The sequence below is a fragment of the Rhizobium bangladeshense genome, from assembly GCF_017357245.1.
Taxonomy (GTDB): Bacteria; Pseudomonadota; Alphaproteobacteria; order Rhizobiales; family Rhizobiaceae; genus Rhizobium; species Rhizobium bangladeshense.
Genome location: NZ_CP071612.1, coordinates 2434821 through 2454713 on the forward strand (window position 1 = coordinate 2434821; position 19893 = coordinate 2454713).

Sequence of the window (19893 nt, forward strand, 5' to 3'; positions counted from 1 at the left end):
GGTGATCACGATCGCCCCAGATCCCGATCGCGTCAGCGATCCCGGAATCGGTTGGTGATCGGATAGCGCCGGTCCCGGCCGAAATTCTTCTTGGTGATCTTCACGCCCGGCGCCGATTGCCGGCGCTTATATTCGGCGAGATAGAGCAGATGCTCGACGCGGTGAACGGTCGCGACGTCATGGCCGCGCCCGACGATCTCCTCGACCCCCATTTCTTTCTCCACCAGGCACTCGAGAATATCATCGAGAACGGGATAAGGCGGCAGCGAATCTTGGTCCTTCTGGTCGGGACGCAGCTCGGCCGATGGGGCCTTGTCGATGATATTCTGCGGGATCACCTCACCCGACGGCCCTAGTGCACCCGGCGGCACATTCTCGTTGCGCCAGCGCGCCAACGCATAGACCTGCATCTTGTAGAGGTCCTTGATCGGATTGAAGCCGCCGTTCATATCGCCGTACAATGTGGCATAGCCGACCGACATTTCCGACTTGTTGCCCGTCGTTACCACCATCGCGCCGAACTTGTTGGAGATCGCCATCAGGATGACGCCGCGCGCGCGGCTCTGCAAGTTCTCCTCGGTGATTCCGCTCTCCGTACCCTCGAAGAGGTTGGAGAGCGCGCTGCTGAAGCCGGTTACCGGCTGCTCGATCGGTACGATGTCATAGCGGCAGCCGAGCGCCTTGGCGCAGTCGGCCGCATCCTTCAGCGAATCTTCCGAGGTGTAACGATAGGGCAGCATGACCGTTCGCACCCGCTCCTCTCCGAGGGCATCGACCGCGATCGCTGTGCAGATCGCCGAGTCGATGCCGCCGGAAAGGCCGAGAACGACGGTTTTGAAGCCATTTTTGTTGACGTAGTCGCGGAAGCCGAGCAGGCAGGCGCGATAATCGGCCTCCTCACCCTCGGGGATACGCGCCATCGGCCCTTCGGCGCAGTGCCAGCCGGCTTCCCGACGTTTCCATGTCGTCACTGCAATCGCCGTCTCGAACTGGCTCATCTGGAAGGCAAGCGATTTGTCGGCATTAAAGGCGAAACTCGCACCATCGAAGACAAGCTCGTCCTGGCCGCCGAGCTGGGCGGCATAGATCAACGGCAGACCGGTCTCGAGCACCTGCTTCAGTACCACCTGGTGACGGATATCGACCTTGCCGCGATAGTAGGGAGATCCGTTCGGCGACAGCAGGATCTCCGCCCCGCTTTCGGCCAGTGTCTCGCAAACGCCGAGTTCGCCCCAAATATCTTCGCAGATCGGAATGCCGAGCCGCACGCCGCGGAAATTCACCGGTCCCGGCATGGCCCCCTGCACGAAGACCCGCTTCTCGTCGAACTCGCCGTAATTCGGCAGATCGACCTTGTCGCGCACTGCGATCACCTTGCCGCCGTCGAGCACCGCGACGGAATTATAGCGCCCCGTCTCGTCCTGCCTGGGAAAGCCGATGACGACGCCCGGCCCGCCATCGGCGGTGTCGGCCGCAAGACTCTCCACCGCCTTCCAGCAGGCGCGGATGAAGGCCGGCTTCAGCACCAGGTCCTCCGGCGGATAGCCGGAGATGAAAAGTTCGGTCAGTACAAGCAAATGCGCGCCCTCTCGGCCGGCATCTGCGCGTGCTTCACGTGCCTTGGCAAGATTGCCGGCGACATCGCCGACCGTTGGATTGAGCTGGCCGATAGCGATGCGGAAGATATCGGAGAGAGCGTTTTCCTGTGTCATGTCATTTGTTTAGCCTGCGGCTCCCGTTACCGCAACACGTTCGCGGTCAAAGCGTTGCATCGGGTCCACGAATTTTTTGTGAACAGCCGCGCTGCAGGCCTACTGCGTCGATGCATTGCAATTTACCGGCGGAGCGGAATACTGACGCCCGAGATAGACAACCGGCATCGGAAACAGGCCATGAATAATTTCTCGAATTTCGTGCACCATCATTTCGACAAACCGGCCGACGAACTAGACGACACCGAAAAACGCGTGCTGGCGAAAGCGCACGAGCGCAAGATCATTTCGACCGATGTCAACGCCGCCTTTTCTGCCGAGGCCTCGTTTGGAGAACGTATCGCCGACAGCATTGCCCGTGTGGGCGGCTCGTGGTCCTTCATCCTCGGTTTCCTGGCCTTCCTCGTTGTCTGGACGGTGATCAACACCGTCGTCCTGGCAACCGGCGCCTTCGACCCCTACCCCTTCGTCTTCCTGAACCTGATCCTGTCGATGCTCGCCGCCATCCAGGCGCCGATCATCATGATGTCACAGAACCGCCAGGCCGAGCGCGACCGCTTCGAGGCCGCCAAGGATTACGAGGTCAATCTCAAGGCCGAACTCGAAGTGCTCTCGCTGCACCAGAAAATAGACATGCGCGTCCTGACGGAACTGACGGCGCTGCGAGAAGATGTGGCTCGCCTCAGCGCCTCGCTCGCGGCCAAGACCTGACGCAAGACGGCCCAAATCGGCTAGACGGGATAGATGTCATATTGCGGCAGGCCATCTGTTATTTCGTAGAAATCACCCTTGTCGGCGCAATAAATATGATGGCTGAAAGCAAGGCCGGTCGGTTCGTCGAAGGCTCCGGCGAGGACGGAAACCTCCGGCGATTCATCCCCCTGCCAGAACAACGCGGAGCCGCAATTGGGGCAGAAGCCGCGTTGCGCCTCATCGCTCGAGCGATACCAGCGGACCGCCTTATTGTCTTCGACCGAAAGCGCCGTGCGCGGCACGTTGACCGCAGCATAATAAAGTCCCGTCTGCCGGCGGCATTGGGAACAGTGGCAACCCACGACAGGTCCCGGCTTTGCCCGAATTGAAAATCGCACGGCGCCGCAAAGACAGCCGCCGGTATGTTGTTCACTCATGATCGCTCTCTCCTCGTTCGTGGAGAAACTTGCGGCGACAAGGTCTCATCGTCAAATCCATTCCCCTGAACCAGTGATCAGAAATCTTGAAGGCGCAGGTTCAACGCAAACCCCGTTCAAGCCTGGCCGGCGACCGCCAGATGTTGCCCGTCGACAACACTCGCCGATCTCCTCTCCTCGCCGCGTTGAACCGGACGCTGTTCTCGGTGATACTATAGGCTCGATTTATTCAACCGCCGGGAGACTGACATGAGAGCGACCCTGTCCGAACAGAAAGGAAATATCGCCCACAAGGACATTCTGCTTCATGCACACTCCGTTCTCCCGCGCGAGGAAAAGCTCGCGACGCCATAACCTCTTCCTGGACCTCTTCCGCGACTATTCGAACGCCGCCGATCGGCAGCGGCGCTGGTCGCGCATGCGCAAGTTCCTCTCTTATTACCGTCCGCATCTGCCTTTGCTGCTGGCGGATCTGCTTTGCGCCATCCTCGTCGCCGGCACCGCGGTGGCGTTGCCGCTTTGCGCCAATATTGTCACAAGCCGGCTTCTGTCTCTGCCGGACGCGCCGCAGGCCTTCGCTCAGATCCTTGCGATGGGCGGTGTGATGCTGACCGTTCTGGCTGTCCAGATAGCGGCAATCTTCTTCGTCGATTATCGCGGCCACGTGATGGGCGCCCGCATCGAAGCGACGGTGCGCCAAGAACTTTTCGAGCATTGCCAGAAGCTCTCGTTCAGCTTCTACGACCGTCAGCGCACCGGGCAGTTGATGAGCCGCATCACCAACGACTCCCTCTGGCTGGGCGAGCTCTTTCACCACGGCCCCGAGGATATCTCCATCGCAGTTCTGAAATATGGCGGCGCCATGCTGGTCTTGTTCTTCATCGACCCGCTCTTGGCGACCCTCATCCTGCTGCTGACACCGGTGGCGGTGGCCTATGCCCTCTATTTCAACCGGCGCATGAACCGGGCGCTCGAAGCCAGCAAGCGGCAGATCGCGGCCGTCAACGAGCGTGTCGAGGATGCGCTTGCGGGAATCCGTGTCGTCCAGTCCTTCGCCAACGAGGCACTCGAACGCCGGCGCTTCGCCGAGCAGAACCAGCGTTTCCTGCAAAGCCGCGCTGATGGCTACCGCAGCGAGGCATGGTTTTCAGTCGGCACTGAAACCTTCGCCCAGCTTGTCACCATATTGGTGATCATCGCAGGAGGCTTGCGCATCCTGGCCGCGGACCTGACCGTCCCGGACATGCTGACCTTCCTGCTCTGCGTCGGCGTGTTGGTCGATCCTGTGCAGCGGCTCGCGAATTTCGTGCGGCTCTGGCAGGAGGGTTATACCGGTTTCATCAGAGCCATGGAAATCCTGGAGATCGATCCCGATATCACCGATCTGCCAGACGCCAGTCTGATGTCGGCGCCAAGCGGCGAGATCAGCTTTTCCGACGTCGCCTTCGGCTACGAGGCCGATGGCCCCAAGGTGCTGGAACGGCTATCCCTCACCATCGCCCCCGGCGAATTCGTCGCGCTGGTCGGCCCTTCGGGAGTAGGCAAGAGTACGCTTTGCGCGCTCATACCGCGCTTCTACGATGTCGAGGCCGGGGCGATCCGCATCGACGGCACAGACATCCGTGACGTGACCCTTGCCTCGCTTCGTCGCCATGTCGGAGTGGTGCAGCAGGATGTCTACCTCTTTGCCGGCACCGTGGCGGAAAACCTGCGTTACGGCCGGCCGGATGCCAGCGATGCCGAACTGGAAGCGGCGGCGCGTGCGGCCAATGCGCATGACTTCATCATGGCCCTGCCCAATGGCTATGATACCGATATCGGCCAGCGCGGCGTCAAGCTGTCGGGCGGCCAGCGCCAACGCATCACTATCGCCCGCGCCTTTCTCAAAAATCCGGAGATCCTCATCTTCGACGAGGCGACCAGCGCCCTCGACAACGAGAGCGAACGGGCGGTACAGCAGGCGCTGCTGAGCCTGGCGAATGGCCGAACCACGCTCGTCATCGCCCATCGCTTGTCGACAGTCCGCCATGCCGACCGGATTCTGGTCCTGACTGCTGACGGCATCGTCGAACAGGGCACACACGACGAACTTATGGCGCAGGACGGCGTCTACGCCAACCTGCACAGCGTCCAAGCCAGCATCTGAGGGCAATAAAAAACCCGGCCTCGCGCCGGGTTTTTCGTCATTCGTCTCGGGCTGGGCTCAACCGTTGACGACCATGCGCTTCTCGTCGCGGCCGCCCTTCATGCGCTCAGCAAGCAGGAAGGCGAGCTCGAGCGCCTGGTCGGAGTTGAGGCGAGGATCGCAATGGGTGTGGTATCGGTCCTGCAGGTCGTCAGCGGTGACCGCGCGGGCGCCGCCGGTGCATTCCGTCACGTCCTTGCCGGTCATTTCGACATGGATGCCGCCAGGATGCGTGCCTTCGGCGCGGTGGATCTGGAAGAAGCTTTCGACCTCCGACAGGATCCGCTCGAAAGGACGGGTCTTGTAGTTATTGAGCGTAATCGTGTTGCCGTGCATCGGATCGCACGACCAGACGACTCTGCGGCCTTCCCGCTCGACGGCGCGAATGAGGCGCGGCAGGTTTTCGGCAACCTTGTCATGCCCGAAGCGGCAGATCAGCGTCAGGCGGCCGGCTTCGTTGCCCGGATTCAGGATATCGATCAACTGCAGCAGATCATCGGCCTGCAGCGAGGGGCCGCATTTCAGGCCGATCGGATTCTTAATGCCGCGGCAATACTCGATATGCGCATGGTCTGCCTGGCGCGTGCGGTCGCCGATCCAGATCATGTGGCCTGATGTGGCATACCAATCGCCCGAGGTGGAATCGACACGGGTCAGCGCCTCCTCGTAGCCGAGCAGCAGCGCCTCATGGCTGGTGAAGAAATCGGTCTCGCGCAGGCTCGGGTGATTTTCCGAAGTGATGCCGATCGCCTTCATGAAATCCATGGTTTCGCTGATGCGGTCGGCAAGCTTGCGATAGCGCTCTCCCTGCGGGCTGTCCTTGACGAAGCCGAGCATCCACTGATGCACGTTTTCGAGATTGGCGTAGCCGCCCATCGCAAAGGCGCGGAGAAGATTCAACGTCGCGGCCGACTGGCGGTAAGCCATGGCCTGCCGTTCCGGGTTCGGAATGCGCGATTCCTCGGTGAACTCGATGCCGTTGATGATATCGCCGCGATAGGCAGGCAGCGTCACGTCGCCCTGTTTCTCGACATTTGACGAGCGCGGCTTGGCGAACTGGCCGGCGATGCGACCGACCTTGACGACCGGCAGCTGCGCGCCGAAGGTTAGCACGACCGCCATCTGCAGGAAGGCGCGGAAGAAGTCGCGGATGTTGTCGGCGCCGTGTTCGGCGAAGCTCTCGGCGCAGTCGCCGCCCTGCAACAGGAAACCGTTGCCTTCGGCGACATTGGCGAGATGCTTCTTCAGGCGGCGCGCTTCGCCCGCGAAGACAAGCGGCGGATAGCTGGCAAGCTGGGCCTCCGTCGCCGCCAAAGCGGCGGCGTCGGGATATTCGGGCACCTGCAGGATCGGTTTCTGCCGCCAGCTGCTCGGGGTCCAGTTCTCTGCCATTTCGCCAACCTCACTCACATCCATTCCTCGGATGCCCTGTCTTGATATCCGGCGGCTTATAGACCTTTAGATGAGGCTTGCAAAGGCCAATCGGCGGAAGCTTTAAACCAGCATATACCATGTCGATTTTCCCATATTTCAGACTTTGCGTGTAGGACCTGAACAGAGTTTCAACATCAGGGGCATGTCATGGCGATTCTTCCGCCCGACTTCATTCTGGACCGTTCGGGCAATTTCGGCATCATGACGGCATTGCTAATGGCGCCGCTCCTGGGTGCGGCCGGCATGGCGGTGGATGTGGCCCACGCACTGAGCCTGAGGACGCAACTCTATGCCGCTGCCGATGCCGCCGCCGTCGGTTCGATCGCCGAAAAATCCGGAGCGGTCGCTGCCGCGATGGCGATGAGCGGCAATGGTACGATTTCGTTCGGCAAAACTGATGCCCACAACATCTTCATGTCTCAAATGTCGGGTGAGCTGAGCAACATTCAGGTTGATCTCGACATCGATGTGACCAAGGCGGCCAACAAGCTGAACTCGCAAGTTTCCTTCAACGCGACTGTGCCGACCACCTTCATGCGCGTTCTCGGCCGTGAGTCGATCACTATTTCGGGCAGGGCGACAGCCGAATACCAGACCGCCTCGTTCATGGATTTCTATATCCTGCTCGACAATACGCCTTCAATGGGCGTCGGCGCCACCGCGAAGGACGTCGCTACAATGGAAAAGAACACTAGTGACAGCTGTGCCTTCGCCTGTCACGAAACGCAGAACAGCAACAATTACTACAATCTAGCCAAGAAACTCGGCGTCAGCATGCGCATCGACGTCGTGCGCCAGGCGACCAAGGAATTGACGCAGACCGCCAAGACGACGCGGGTTTCCGAAAACCAGTTCCGCATGGGCGTCTACACCTTCGGCACCAAGGCCGAAGACGCCAAGCTGACGACCATATCCACTCCGACGGACGATCTCGACAAGGTACGCACCTACACCGACGCCGTTGATCTGATGACCATTCCCTATCAGGGTTACAACAATGACCAACAGACGAGCTTCGACAACGCGCTGACGCAGATGAAAGACATCATCACGACGCCCGGCGATGGCAGCACCTCCGCGACACCGCAGAAAATCCTCTTCTTCGTTTCGGACGGCGTCGGCGACAGCGAGAAACCGAAGGGCTGCACAAAGAAGCTAACCGGCAAGCGCTGCCAGGAGCCGATCGACACTTCGTTCTGCCAGCCGCTGAAGGATAAAGGCGTTAGGATCGCGGTGCTCTACACCACCTATCTGCCGCTGCCGAAGAACAGTTGGTACAACACCTGGATCAAGCCCTTTCAGAGCGAGATCCCGACGAAGATGCAGGCATGCGCCTCACCCGGCCTCTACTTCGAGGTGACGCCGACCGAAGGTATCGCCGAAGCGATGAAGGCGCTCTTCCTCAAGGTCATCCGCGCGCCACGCATCACCAGTTAACAGGCTCAAAGGCGCTTTCCGTCACGGATACGGTAGCTCGGCGCATACATGGTGACGAGCTCTTCGGCCGCTGTCGGGTGCAGTGCCATCGTCCGGTCGAAATCGTCTTTGGTGCAACCGGCCTTCAGCGTGACGCCGAGCAGCTGCGCCATCTCGCCGGCATCATGCCCGAGGATGTGGGCTCCCACCACCCTGCGGCTAGCAGAATCGACGATCAACTTCATGATCATCCGCTCGCGCCGACCGGAAAGCGTGGCTTTCAGCGGCCGGAACTGGGCGCGGTATACTTCGAGCTCACCGTAGCGCTTGGCCGCCTCCTCTTCCGAAAGGCCAACGGTGCCGATCTCCGGCTGTGAGAAGACAGCGGTAGGGATCAGCTCATGGTCCGGCCGGGTCGGATTGTTCTTGTACTCGGTCTCGATGAAGCACATCGCCTCGTGGATCGCCACCGGCGTCAACTGTACCCGATTGGTCACATCGCCGAGCGCGTAAATGTTTTCGATGTTGGTGCGGGAATATTCGTCGACGATGATGGCGCCGCGCTCGTCGACGGCAACGCCGGCCGCCTCGAGGCCAAGCCCCTCTGTATTCGGATCGCGCCCGAGCGCCAGCATGACGACATCGGCCTGCAGCGTACCGTTGTTCAGCGTCTCGAGAACGAGCCCGTCCTCGGCCTTCGAAACCTGCTGCAGCGTATCGTGGCAGAGAATGCGGATGCCCTTGTCGACCATGGCCTCATGCAGCCCCCGCCTCAGATCCTCATCGAAGCGAGACAGGATTTCGGCGCCGCGATAGATCAGCGTCGTTCCCACGCCGAGGCCATGGAAGATATTCGCGAATTCGACGGCGATGTAACCGCCGCCTGCGATCACGATCGATTTCGGCAGTTCGTCGAGATGAAAGGCGTCGTTGGAGGAAATGCAAAGCTCGTGACCCGGAAGTGCGACATGCGGGTTCGGGCGTCCGCCGGTCGCGATAACGATCGTCTTTGCCGTTACCGTCTGCCCTGTTTTCATAAGCCGCACCGTATTGGCATCGACAAGTTCGGCGCGCGTTTCCAGGATCTCGGCATTGGCGCCGGCCAGTCCCTTCTTGTAGAGGCCTTCCAGCCGGGCGATTTCTACATCCTTGGCGGCCACCAGCTTCTTCCAGTCGAAGCTGCTTTTGCCGACAGTCCAGCCGAAGCCCGCCGCATCCTCGAAATGTTCGTGGAACTGCGAGGCATAGACGAAGAGTTTCTTCGGCACGCAGCCGCGGATGACGCAGGTGCCGCCGTAGCGATATTCCTCGGCGATTGCCACCTTCTTGCCGAGCGAGGCGGCGACGCGCGCGGCGCGCACGCCTCCGGAACCACCGCCGATGACGAAGAGGTCGTAATCATAGGAAGACATGAGAAGCTCCGGAAGGGAATCACAGGAAGGACGTTCCTGATATAGGGGCGATCGTCATGAAAACAAAAGCCCGCTCCCGCGTCACGACGTTCTCTCTTGGCGAATCCTCATTGGCGGTTGACCGGGTCGCATCAGACTGGCAGGCAACTGACGGGATCAAAAATGCCGGAGCAAAAGATGGATCAGATTCTCTTCGCCAACCTGTGCAGGGCCGGCAAGTTCAAGGAAGCTCTCAACCTCGCCATCCAGGGTCACGAGAATGAGAAATTTACCCCGAGCCGCTTCGCAATGGACAAGAAAACCGGAGTGCCGATCTTCTACCGTGGCAACAAACGCGTGGAGCCGGACGAGACGGGCGTGTGGCAACTGGCAAAGAGCTCGAAGGATTGGGGGTGAGTCTCCGGCGCGTCGATGATCACATCCGTCGGCGGATTGCCGCTCTCAGCCGGTGATACGGAACTCCGCGGGCATTTGCTCAAGCCGGACCGCTTCAGTCTCGACGCCTGAAACCGATGCCCCGGCCGGCCCGCTTCTCAAACGTTCGATCATTGTCGAAATCGCGCTATCGGATCCAGCGACCAAGGCGGCCACAGATCCGTCCGCTTCGTTGCGCACCCAACCAGTGACCCCAAGCCGTGACGCCTCGCCGCGCGTCCACATGCGAAACCCGACGCCCTGGACTCTCCCTGATATGCGCACTCGCACAGCCTTGTAATGATCGGACATGTCTGCCTCACCAAGCTCCGCCGCACACTTGCTGCATCATAACAAAAAAGCCCGGTCAATGCCGGGCTTTCGCAAGTTCTGACGAGCAGATCTTACTGCTGGGTGGCCGGAGCCGGAGCAACCGGGCTGTCGGTTGCCGGCGGCGGCGCCTTGATGACCTTGGAAAGCTCGGCGTTACTCTGCCTTTCCAGGTCGCGAGAAATGCCCTGCGCCCAAATATCCGCGGCCTTCGCTGTCTCGCGCGAGGCGACCGGGCCGTCCTTCAGCAGCTTCTTGCCGACGTCGGAATTGTAGAAGTCGGCGATCGCCTTCAGCTCGTCGATGGTGAAAGTCTTCGCATAGGTGAGCGCAGCTTCCTTCTCGAGATCGCCGCGACGCGGCGCTAGCGCCAACGCCTGCGCATCGACCGTCGAGGAAATGGCATCCTGGTAGTTCGGCGAATCCTGGATCAGGCCGGCCTTGAGGCGCTCGGCAAGACCGGGCAGGATATTGTCGAACTGGGCAGTAGCGCCGATGGCGTCGATCGCCGCGCGCGCGGCCTTCAGCTGCTCCTCGGAGACCTCCTGCGCGTTGACGGCGGAGCCGAAGGCAAGCCCGGAAAGAACGATGGTCGCAGCGGCAAAACGGCCAAGACCTGCAATGTTCACCATGAGTGTATGCTCCTGTTATCTGTTTGCCTGCAGAGTGCGCGCACCCGCAGGACCGGCAATGATCGCAAGTGCCGCCATATTGATAAAGAGCCCGTGTTCGACGACGCCGGGTATGGAATTCAGCTCGCTCGAAAGCGCCTCTGCATCAGGAATGCGGCCAAAAGATGCATCGATGATGTGATGGCCGCCGTCCGTGGTAAACTCTCCGTCACCGGACTGACGCAGGTTGAGTTCGCCCGAAAGGCCGAGCCGCGTCGCAACCTTTTCGATGGCGATCCGTGTTGAGACGAGACCAAAGGGATTGACCTCGATCGGCAGCGCGAAGGCGCCGAGTGTTTCGACCAGCTTGCTCTCGTCGGCGATAACGATCATCCGCTGCGAAGCGGCGGCGACGATCTTTTCGCGCAGCAGCGCGCCGCCGCCGCCCTTGATCAGCCTAAGCGCCCGATCGACCTCGTCGGCGCCGTCAACCGTCAGATCAAGCGCCGGCAGTTCGTCAAGCGACTTCAGCGGAACACCGAGTTCGACACAGAGCCGCGCCGTTCGTTCGGACGTTGGAACGCCTTCGACCTGGAAGCCGCCCGCAACCTTCTCCGCCAGCAGGCGGACGAATTCTTCCGCGGTACTCCCTGTGCCAATGCCAAGACGCATCCCGCTTTCGACGTGAGCGAGCGCGGCCTCGGCGGCCTTGATCTTCATTTCGCGGGCATCCATGCGCCGCCAACTCCGAATTATTGCGTTGGATGTGCTGTTTACACGCCTCGCCTGGCAAACGAAAGTCAAAATCATCACGGAAAATGAAAAGCCGAAACAAACGCCTGCGGCTTTCCCGGCGGTCCTCAGGCCGTTGCTTTCCGTCACGCGATCGCCTACCTCAGGAGTGTCCATCGCTTCCGCGGAGAGACACGTTCGTTTCCGTGGACGCCGCTCGCAAGACGCCCACGCTCAAAAAGGCAAGCCCTTGACTCCTGCACCCGCTCCGCTCGTCGTCTTTGATCTCGACGGCACGCTCCTCGACACGCATACCGACCTGGTCGAAAGCCTGAACCATACGATTGCAGCCCTCGGGCTTGAACCGGTCACTTATGACGACCTCACCCATCTTGTCGGCCAGGGCGCGCGCGTCATGATCGAGCGCGCCTGCCGGCTGCGCGGCCATCCGCTCTCAGCGGACACCCTGCCGCCGCTGGTCGAACGCTTCGTCGCCCATTATGCCGGCAATATGCCGGGCCATACCCAACCCTATCCCGGCCTGATCGCCGCGATGGACCTGCTGAAATCGGGCGGCTATAGGCTCGCCGTCTGCACCAACAAGATGGAGAGCCTCGCGCGCGGCCTGATCGAGAAGCTTGGTCTCACCGGCTATTTCGACGCCATCACCGGCGGCGACACCTTCGAATACCGAAAACCCGACGCGCGTCACCTCACATCTACCATCGAGCGCGCCGGTGGCGATGTTTCCCGGACTGTAATGGTCGGCGACAGCATCAACGACATCGCTGTCGCTAAAAACGCCGGCGTGCCGTCGATCGCCGTGCCTTTCGGCTATTCCGATGTGCCGGTGAACACCCTAGGACCAGACCACATCATCACCCATTTCGATGAGCTGACAACGGAATTGGTCGAAAGACTATTAGGGGAATATGCGGAAAAGGTTGCTGTTTGAGGCCTGGTGATCAAGACGATGTCTGCGCGATCACGGCCCGTTGCATGTCCTCTCCCTCGTGTCTTCCCCTTTAAGCCCCCAAAACAAAACGGGCGGTCCAAAGACCGCCCGCCCGCATAACCATCAAATCCGATTGTCAGATCTGCGCCCCACGCGCCTTGCTCGTGGCATCGAAAGCCTTCTCGACATAGGCGTCACGGCCGTAAACGTCGTCGAAATATTCCACCACGCCGTCCTTGTTCGGCCAGGCGGTGAAATAGGAGACATAAACCGGGATCTTCTGTGGCACCTTCACCGCATGGTTCTGTCCGCTGGCGATCTGCCTGGCGATGTCGTCCATTGTCGTACCGAGCACGGCGGCTGCCATTGCACGCGGGTTTGCAAGGCGCACACAACCATGGCTGAGCGCCCGCATGTCGCGCTTGAAGAAGCTCTTCGAGGGCGTATCGTGCATGTAGATCGCGTGGCTGTTCGGGAACAGGATTTTTAGTTCGCCGAGGGCGTTATCGCTGCTTGGCGGCTGGCGCACCGAAACATTCGCCGTTGATCCGTACCAGTCGACGCTGGACGAGGCGACAGCATGGCCATTCACCTCAACCTCATAACCGAGCTGATCGAGGTAGTTCGGGTCCGATCGCAGCTTCGGCAGCATCTCGTTGATGATGATCGACTGCGGCACGCCCCAGAACGGGTTGAATTCCACCGTCTCGATCTGGTCGTTGAAGAAATAGGTCTGGTTGTTCTTGCCACCGACCACCACCCGCATCGACAGCTGTTCCTTGCCGTCATTATGGTAGTAGGCCATATAGGCCGGCTGATTGATCATGACGTAGCGGGAACCAAGATCCTCAGGCAGCCAGCGCGCCTGCTCCATGGCGACGACGAGCTTGTCGATCTTCGAAGCATTTGTGTCGCCCCCGGTCATGGCGCGCACCGTCGCCTGTCCGATCACACCATCCGGCTTCAGGCCGCGCTCTTTCTGGAAGTCCTCGACCAGTGCGACGATCTCGGGCGAATAGTCGCTGCCGCCCGCATAGGCTGCAAGCGTCGCCGCATGATCGGTCTTCAGCGTCTCGGACCCGTGCTTCTGCAGCGCTTTGACGATGTTGGCGATCTCGGGCGAGCTGTCGCCGGGTCTGAGCAACCCGGTGAGCGAAATGACGATCTGCTCCTCACTCCCGCCGGCGGCACGAAGCTTGGCGAGCTCCGCCTTCAGAGCCTCGAACTGCGGGCTATCAGGCGAACGGCTCGCGATATAGGCGCCGGCGTTAGGGCTCATGCGGGCGAGCTTCAGCACCGGCGCCAGATTGACCGCCTTGCGCTGAAAATCGTGATAGCCGGAAATCTTGTTTGGATCGATGCGGCCGCGGACCGTGTCCTGCACGAAGGCAAGCACCTTGCCCGAAAGTTCGAGCTCGAACTGCATCATCGCCCGGTCGCGCACGGCAGGATCAGGATTGGCCGGATCGACAGTCGGCGTCTGGACGGCATAATCGGCTGGGTCGAGGCCAACGGAAGCCGCATCGGCCAGCGCGGCTATCGCCGACTTGGCGCGCTCGCTGATCTGGTTGCCGTCAATCCAGACGAGCGGGTTGCGGTTGTCGCCATAATAAGCTTCGAGCGCCTTGGCGACGTCGGCATTGGCGCGAACCCTGGCCTGTGCCAGGAAGCGGCGCTGCACCACCGGTTCCGTGCCGGAATCGCTCGCCGGCGAAACCTCTGCAACCGCACCTGTGACGATCGGATCGGCGAACTTGCTGGTATCGACGAACTGCAGGGCTTCGGTCTTGTAGGTGTAATAGCGTGGGCCGCTCACCTTCGGCAGCGGCGCCTCCGGGTCGAGCCCAAGCGATCCGCCGGCGCTGCCACGCGGCGCCACGCGCCCGGGCGGCATCTGGTCCATGAAGATGGTGTTCTGGGTCCGCTGCCTGTCGCCGCGCAGCATATCCATCAGCGTATAGGCATGCGCGGGAGCGGCACTCATTGCCGCCAGCCCGCAGGAAATTGCCAATGCGGATACCGCACCTTTCAAAACGAACGTCATATATATTCCAGTCCCGGTGTCATGCTGTTCTTGTCACGAGCGCAAGGCTCAAGCTCAAATCCCGCGAAACTCAAGCAGCGCAGGGCTCCATTGATCAGAAACCGGCCTTCGCTGCCAGCGCCGGCGGACCTAATTCTATGTGACGAAAATCCTGCACGGCGCCGCGCAGTAGTTCACACAAAATTATGAAATTATTAGTTAATTTTTTACCGATTTTTTGCCGCCAAACCAGTGCGGCTAAAACCTCCTGCCGCATAAAATTTTCAACGTGGCCGAAAAAGCACGCGGCAGCAGCACAAACATGACTGCTACCTTCAATATTTCGCGCAGCATCCGGTTTTCTTGTCCGGGTTTCCAACCTATAAGACCTCATCTTTCGAAGATGCCCGAAAACAGCATGCTACAGGAAGGCAAACCCTATGACCGCTACCCGCACCGAAACCGACACGTTTGGCCCAATTGACGTCGCCGCCGACCGATATTGGGGCGCCCAGGCCGAGCGTTCGCTTGGCAATTTCAAGATCGGCTGGGAAAAGCAGCCGCTGTCGATCGTCCGCGCTCTTGGCATCGTCAAGCAGGCCGCCGCCCGCGCCAACATGTCGCTCGGGCAGTTGGATCCCACACTCGGCAAGGCGATCATCGACGCCGCCCAGGAGGTGATCGACGGCAAGCTCGACGAGCACTTCCCGCTGGTCGTTTGGCAGACCGGCTCCGGCACGCAGTCGAACATGAACGCCAATGAAGTCATCTCCAATCGTGCGATAGAAATGCTCGGCGGCGTCATGGGTTCCAAGAAACCGGTGCACCCGAACGACCATGTCAATATGAGCCAGTCGTCCAACGACACCTATCCGACGGCGATGCACATCGCCTGCGCCGAACGGATCGCTCATCATCTGCTGCCGGCCCTCAAGCACCTGCACGCCGCCCTCGATATGAAGGTTACGGAATTTAGCCACATCATCAAGATCGGCCGCACCCACACCCAGGATGCGACACCGCTGACGCTCGGCCAGGAATTTTCCGGCTATGCCGCTCAGGTCGGCTCCGCCATAAAGCGCATCGAGATGACGCTGCCCGGTCTCTGCGAACTCGCCCAGGGCGGCACCGCAGTCGGGACTGGCCTCAATGCGCCGGTGGGCTTCGCCGAAAAGGTCGCTGAGGAGATCGCCGACATCACCGGCATGCCTTTCGTCACTGCGCCAAACAAGTTCGAGGCGCTTGCCTCGCATGACAGCATGGTCTTTTCACATGGCGCCATCAATGCGGCAGCTGCCGCCCTATTCAAGATCGCCAACGACATCCGCCTGCTCGGATCAGGCCCGCGCGCCGGCCTCGGCGAGCTGGCGCTACCGGAAAACGAACCCGGTTCTTCGATCATGCCGGGCAAGGTCAATCCGACCCAGTGCGAGGCGCTGACGCAGGTCTGCATCCACATTTTCGGCAATCACGCCGCACTGACCTTCGCCGACAGCCAGGGCCATTTCGAGCTCAACGTCTACAATCCGATGATGGCTTATAATTTCCTGCAGTCGGTGCAGCTCCTTGCCGACGCCGCCGTCTCCTTCACCGACAATTGCGTCGTCGGCATCGAGGCGCGCGAGGACAACATCAAGGCCGGTCTCGAACGCTCGCTGATGCTGGTCACCGCCCTCGCCCCGAAGATCGGCTACGACGCCGCCGCCAAGATCGCCAAGACGGCCCATAAGAACGGCACGACGCTGAAGGAAGAGGCGCTCGCCAGCGGTTTGGTCTCCGCCGAAGACTACGATGCGATCGTCCGCCCGGAAACGATGATCGGGCCGAAGTAGCCGGCGGCAAGCTGCAGCCCTTCTTTGCCTGGCGTTGCTGACGGGTCGATCGCTCACCTCGATCCGTCTTTCCTTCTACCCGGCAGCCTCGGCAAGCAGACTTTGAATCACGTCGCCGGATTCTGCCGTCCAGCCGAAAAGCAGCTCGATTGCGAGCAGCGTCGCCTCATGATTGCTGCGGGCAGCATCGGCGGCGATCAATTCAGCGGTGCAGTCGCGAAGCACGACGGGACGGTAATCCCGAAAAGTTGCGTCCCGGACCGTCGATTCGACGCATATGCTGGTAGTCGCCCCAACGAATATGAGCGTGTTGATCCGCCTGGTCCGCAGAATGGCATCGAGCGGCGTCTCGAAGAACGCACTGTATCGATGTTTGGAAATCACGACGTCGCCTGGCTGAGGCGCTAGTTCCGGAACGATGGCCGTATTCCACGTATCGCGAACCAGAACCATGCTTTCGCTGCCATCGGGTGCCGTGACGGCCCGCCCGATATTCATGCGCCTGTGCTTTATTCGATGGGCGGAATCGTCATTTCCGGCATCAGAGAGATCGGAATTGTGCTCCTGTCTGGTGTAGACGATCAGAAGACCGGCCTTTCGCGCCGCTTCGAGGAGCAGCGCGATCGGCGGAACGAGGCACTGGATCGGCGAAATATCAAGGCCGGCAAGATCGAACATTCCGCCGCGGCTGCCGAAGTCATTCTGCATGTCGATCACCATGACGGCCGTCCGATCCTGATCGAAGCTGATCGCTTCAGGCTGTGCTGCGATAGAATATCTGTTTGACATGTGACATTCCTCTTGCAGACCTGGGTGACCGGGATCAAACCAGCAGCGAAAAATTGTCCATGACGACCGAATTGCCCATGAAGTCGAAACGGATTTCTTCGATGTCTTCAAGAGTGACCTCGAGACTGGCGCCGGTGACCTCGAGTTCCTGCTGATAGACGATCTGCCCGCCATTCAGGGCAGTGAGCGTCAGGTGGAAGGGCGCTGCCGACACTTCGGCGATCGAAACGCTCTGAAAGGTGAATTCCCCGCCATCGAGCAGCTTCAAGCTTACGGGCGCAGAACCCGGCGATAGAACGGTATCGCTGAACCCGTCCTCGGTGATGGCGTCGACGCCCGCGATCGTATCATAGACGATACCGTTCAGAAGCGTCACTTCATGGCTGCCGTTCACGGAGAGCGCAAAGCCACGGTAATTGGGAAGGGAGAAATTATCTGCCCTCGATAAGACGCCCATATCGTCGAAATCCAGAGTCTCATGGTACTTGTCCTCTTCGTTGACGCCGTCTATCGCCTGCGTCAAAATGCCGACGTCCGTTCCCCCGGCGCCATCGGAGATCTTGTAGCGGATCTCTTCAATCAGCTGTTCGTGCGCCCGCAGGTTCTTCACCACGTCGAGCGTGTAATCCAGCTCGTAGGTGAAATGACCATCGGGCCGCACGGTGAACGTGCCGTATTTCCCTTGTATGATCGTCTCCTGCGTCGGTCCCTGTTTCGCATCGACGCGGACACCATCGAAAAAACGAAGATAGAGCGGCGCACCCTCGGGATCGTTGTCGTTGTCGAGAAGGTTCCCTCTGATCGGATCATGTTCGAAAGAAATAAAGAGGTCGTCGTTAGCAGTTGGCTTTGCTTTGGTCATCGGAAGCTCCTGCAAGTTAACGCGACCGGGAATATGGACCGGCTCCGAACCGAAGGCAACCTGAAGTCGTCTTGTGTCGAGCCCGTCGCAGCCTCGCCTCGTCCACTGCGCATGGCGCACCCGCCGAACTCTCGCGGCATCCTGATTGCTTTTGCCTGGCAGGGGATTTAGATCGGTTCCAATCTAGCGACGCACGCCCACCAGAAAGGTCTCTTCGATGGCTGACGATCTCTTCCCGCTCGGCAAGGACACCACCCCCTATCGCAAGATCAGCGGCGATCATGTCTCGATCGACACTTTCAGGGGTCAGGAAATCTTGACTGTTGAGCCGGAAGGCATCCGCCTACTTGCAGAAACCGCCTTTGCCGATATCAACCACCTGCTGCGTCCGGGCCATCTGAAGCAACTCGCCGCCATCCTCGATGACCCCGAGGCCACAGACAATGACCGCTTCGTCGCCTATGACCTCCTGAAGAACGCCAATATCGCCGCCGGTGGCGTGCTGCCCATGTGTCAAGACACCGGCACGGCCATTATCATGGGCAAGAAGGGCCGCAGGGTCTGGACCGAGGGCGGCGATGCGGCGGCCCTCGCCCGCGGCGTCATAGACGCCTACGAGAAGAAGAACCTGCGTTATTCGCAGCTTGCGCCCGTGAAGATGTTCGAGGAGAAAAACACTAGGAACAACCTGCCTGCCCAGATCGACATTTATGAGGAAGGCACCGACGCGTACGAATTCCTCTTCGTCGCCAAGGGCGGCGGTTCGGCCAACAAGACTTTTCTCTACCAGGGCACGCCCTCGCTCCTGACGCATGACAGGATGATCGACTTCCTTAAGGAAAAGATTCTGACGTTAGGTACGGCAGCCTGTCCTCCCTACCATCTGGCGATCGTCATTGGTGGCACCTCGGCGGAGATGAACCTGAAAACGGTCAAGCTTGCCTCGACCCGCTACCTCGACGAACTACCCACCGAAAGTTCAGAAAGCGGCCATGCTTTCCGCGACCTCGAGATGGAAAATGAGATCCACAAGCTGACGCAGCAGATGGGTGTCGGCGCCCAGTTCGGCGGCAAGTATTTCTGTCATGACGTGCGCGTCATCCGCTTGCCCCGCCACGGCGCATCCCTTCCGATCGGCCTCGGGGTCTCCTGTTCCGCCGACCGCCAGGCCAAAGGCAAGATCACCCGCGATGGCATTTTCATCGAGCAGCTCGAAACTGATCCGTCGAAGTACATGCCCGAGATCGACGAGGCGAAACTGTCGGAATCGACCGTGCATATCGACCTCGACAAGCCGATGGCCGAGGTGCTCGCCGAACTCTCCAGGCACCCGGTCAAGACGCGCCTTTCGCTGACCGGCACCATCATCGTCGCCCGCGACCTCGCACATGCCAAGATTCGTGAACGGCTGGAAAAGGGCGAAGGCATGCCGGATTACCTGAAAAACCATCCGGTCTACTATGCCGGCCCCGCCAAGACGCCGGCCGGCTACGCCTCCGGCTCCTTCGGTCCGACGACGGCCGGCCGCATGGACAGTTACGTCGACCAGTTCCAGTCCTTCGGCGGCTCGATGGTGATGCTCGCCAAGGGCAACCGCTCGCGCGCCGTGCGCGAGGCCTGCAAGAAACATGGCGGCTTCTATCTCGGCTCGATCGGCGGCCCCGCTGCCCGTCTCGCCAAGGACTGCATTCGCAAGGTCGAGGTACTCGAATATCCCGAACTCGGCATGGAAGCAGTCTGGAAGATCGAGGTCGAAGACTTTCCCGCCTTCATTGTCATCGACGACAAAGGCAATGATTTCTTCCAGGAGTTGAACCTGGCATGACTGCGACGGTATCCAGTTGAGAAGAAGCAAGCGGCAGAGCCACAAGCGCGTTGAGCGCCAGGAATAGGCAATGAAAACAACCGCGGTCAGCTGCTCCTCACGCGCCTCTACCGCGTCGACGCCTTATCCAATGCCCCGTTATCCTGCGGCATACCGGCAGTAGGGCTGGGACGCGCGACATCTCCATCGTCCACTCTGGCCAGTATCTCCGTACGGAATACTCCGGCGAAA

General features: G+C 60.2%; 18 protein-coding genes. 7 read left to right on the forward strand and 11 right to left on the reverse strand.

Features of this window, described 5'->3' with window-relative positions; translation table 11 throughout:
- Nucleotides 1-32: 32 nt before the first annotated feature.
- Nucleotides 33-1712: an NAD+ synthase gene (locus J2J98_RS11870; protein WP_207601147.1), complete on the reverse strand. Its 1680-nt coding sequence runs from the start codon at nt 1710-1712 to the stop codon at nt 33-35.
- Between the two features lie 180 nt (nt 1713-1892).
- On the opposite strand from J2J98_RS11870, the gene J2J98_RS11875 reads away from it, so the two are divergent.
- A complete protein-coding gene (locus J2J98_RS11875) occupies nt 1893-2423 on the forward strand; it encodes a DUF1003 domain-containing protein (RefSeq protein ID WP_064712655.1) in 531 nt (176 codons plus the stop codon).
- A gap of 20 nt (nt 2424-2443) precedes the next feature.
- On the opposite strand, the gene J2J98_RS11880 is transcribed toward J2J98_RS11875, so the two are convergent.
- Nucleotides 2444-2842, reverse strand: coding sequence for a GFA family protein (locus J2J98_RS11880; protein WP_064705172.1), 399 nt, complete (start codon nt 2840-2842; stop codon nt 2444-2446).
- 307 nt (nt 2843-3149) lie between these two features.
- Here J2J98_RS11880 and J2J98_RS11885 point away from each other — a divergent pair, with 307 nt between their 5' ends.
- The gene (locus tag J2J98_RS11885) at nt 3150-4988 is read left to right on the forward strand and encodes an ABC transporter ATP-binding protein (protein WP_207601148.1); all 1839 of its coding nucleotides are present in this window, start codon (nt 3150-3152) and stop codon (nt 4986-4988) included.
- Between the two features lie 57 nt (nt 4989-5045).
- Here J2J98_RS11885 and J2J98_RS11890 read toward each other — a convergent pair whose 3' ends face one another.
- Nucleotides 5046-6419: a class II 3-deoxy-7-phosphoheptulonate synthase gene (locus J2J98_RS11890; RefSeq protein ID WP_138395329.1), complete on the reverse strand. Its 1374-nt coding sequence runs from the start codon at nt 6417-6419 to the stop codon at nt 5046-5048.
- A gap of 189 nt (nt 6420-6608) precedes the next feature.
- On the opposite strand from J2J98_RS11890, the gene J2J98_RS11895 reads away from it, so the two are divergent.
- Nucleotides 6609-7898: a VWA domain-containing protein gene (locus J2J98_RS11895; protein WP_207601149.1), complete on the forward strand. Its 1290-nt coding sequence runs from the start codon at nt 6609-6611 to the stop codon at nt 7896-7898.
- Nucleotides 7899-7903: 5 nt separating this feature from the next.
- Here J2J98_RS11895 and gor read toward each other — a convergent pair whose 3' ends face one another.
- Complete coding sequence (gor, locus tag J2J98_RS11900; RefSeq protein ID WP_207601150.1) at nt 7904-9289, reverse strand: glutathione-disulfide reductase; 1386 nt, start codon at nt 9287-9289, stop codon at nt 7904-7906.
- A 177-nt stretch (nt 9290-9466) separates the two neighbouring features.
- Between gor and J2J98_RS11905 the strand changes: the two genes are divergently transcribed.
- Entirely contained in the window at nt 9467-9685 is a 219-nt protein-coding gene (locus J2J98_RS11905; protein WP_064705176.1) for a hypothetical protein, read from the forward strand.
- 45 nt (nt 9686-9730) lie between these two features.
- On the opposite strand, the gene J2J98_RS11910 is transcribed toward J2J98_RS11905, so the two are convergent.
- The 3 genes from J2J98_RS11910 to rpiA all read right to left on the reverse strand — a co-directional run bounded on the left by J2J98_RS11910 (nt 9731) and on the right by rpiA (nt 11379).
- Nucleotides 9731-10015, reverse strand: a complete 285-nt coding sequence (locus J2J98_RS11910) for an acylphosphatase (RefSeq protein WP_064712659.1) — start codon at nt 10013-10015, stop codon at nt 9731-9733.
- A 92-nt stretch (nt 10016-10107) separates the two neighbouring features.
- Nucleotides 10108-10665, reverse strand: coding sequence for a DUF2059 domain-containing protein (locus J2J98_RS11915; RefSeq protein WP_064705178.1), 558 nt, complete (start codon nt 10663-10665; stop codon nt 10108-10110).
- A gap of 15 nt (nt 10666-10680) precedes the next feature.
- Entirely contained in the window at nt 10681-11379 is a 699-nt protein-coding gene (rpiA, locus tag J2J98_RS11920; RefSeq protein ID WP_064705179.1) for a ribose-5-phosphate isomerase RpiA, read from the reverse strand.
- A 247-nt stretch (nt 11380-11626) separates the two neighbouring features.
- Here rpiA and J2J98_RS11925 point away from each other — a divergent pair, with 247 nt between their 5' ends.
- Entirely contained in the window at nt 11627-12331 is a 705-nt protein-coding gene (locus tag J2J98_RS11925) for an HAD family hydrolase (protein WP_207601151.1), read from the forward strand.
- Nucleotides 12332-12467: 136 nt separating this feature from the next.
- Here the strand turns inward: J2J98_RS11925 and J2J98_RS11930 are convergent, their stop codons facing one another.
- The gene (locus tag J2J98_RS11930; RefSeq protein WP_207601152.1) at nt 12468-14375 is read right to left on the reverse strand and encodes a L,D-transpeptidase family protein; all 1908 of its coding nucleotides are present in this window, start codon (nt 14373-14375) and stop codon (nt 12468-12470) included.
- Between the two features lie 94 nt (nt 14376-14469).
- Complete coding sequence (locus tag J2J98_RS11935) at nt 14470-14733, reverse strand: hypothetical protein (protein WP_207603172.1); 264 nt, start codon at nt 14731-14733, stop codon at nt 14470-14472.
- Nucleotides 14734-14794: 61 nt separating this feature from the next.
- Here J2J98_RS11935 and fumC point away from each other — a divergent pair, with 61 nt between their 5' ends.
- Entirely contained in the window at nt 14795-16186 is a 1392-nt protein-coding gene (gene fumC, locus J2J98_RS11940; protein ID WP_064712661.1) for a class II fumarate hydratase, read from the forward strand.
- A gap of 75 nt (nt 16187-16261) precedes the next feature.
- Here the strand turns inward: fumC and J2J98_RS11945 are convergent, their stop codons facing one another.
- Both J2J98_RS11945 and J2J98_RS11950 read right to left on the reverse strand, forming a co-directional pair.
- The gene (locus tag J2J98_RS11945; RefSeq protein ID WP_138395337.1) at nt 16262-16975 is read right to left on the reverse strand and encodes a cysteine hydrolase family protein; all 714 of its coding nucleotides are present in this window, start codon (nt 16973-16975) and stop codon (nt 16262-16264) included.
- A 34-nt stretch (nt 16976-17009) separates the two neighbouring features.
- On the reverse strand, nt 17010-17837 hold the full coding sequence (locus J2J98_RS11950) for an Ig-like domain-containing protein (RefSeq protein WP_138395338.1): 828 nt from the start codon (nt 17835-17837) through the stop codon (nt 17010-17012).
- A gap of 217 nt (nt 17838-18054) precedes the next feature.
- On the opposite strand from J2J98_RS11950, the gene J2J98_RS11955 reads away from it, so the two are divergent.
- The gene (locus J2J98_RS11955; RefSeq protein WP_207601153.1) at nt 18055-19662 is read left to right on the forward strand and encodes a fumarate hydratase; all 1608 of its coding nucleotides are present in this window, start codon (nt 18055-18057) and stop codon (nt 19660-19662) included.
- Nucleotides 19663-19893: the final 231 nt, after the last annotated feature.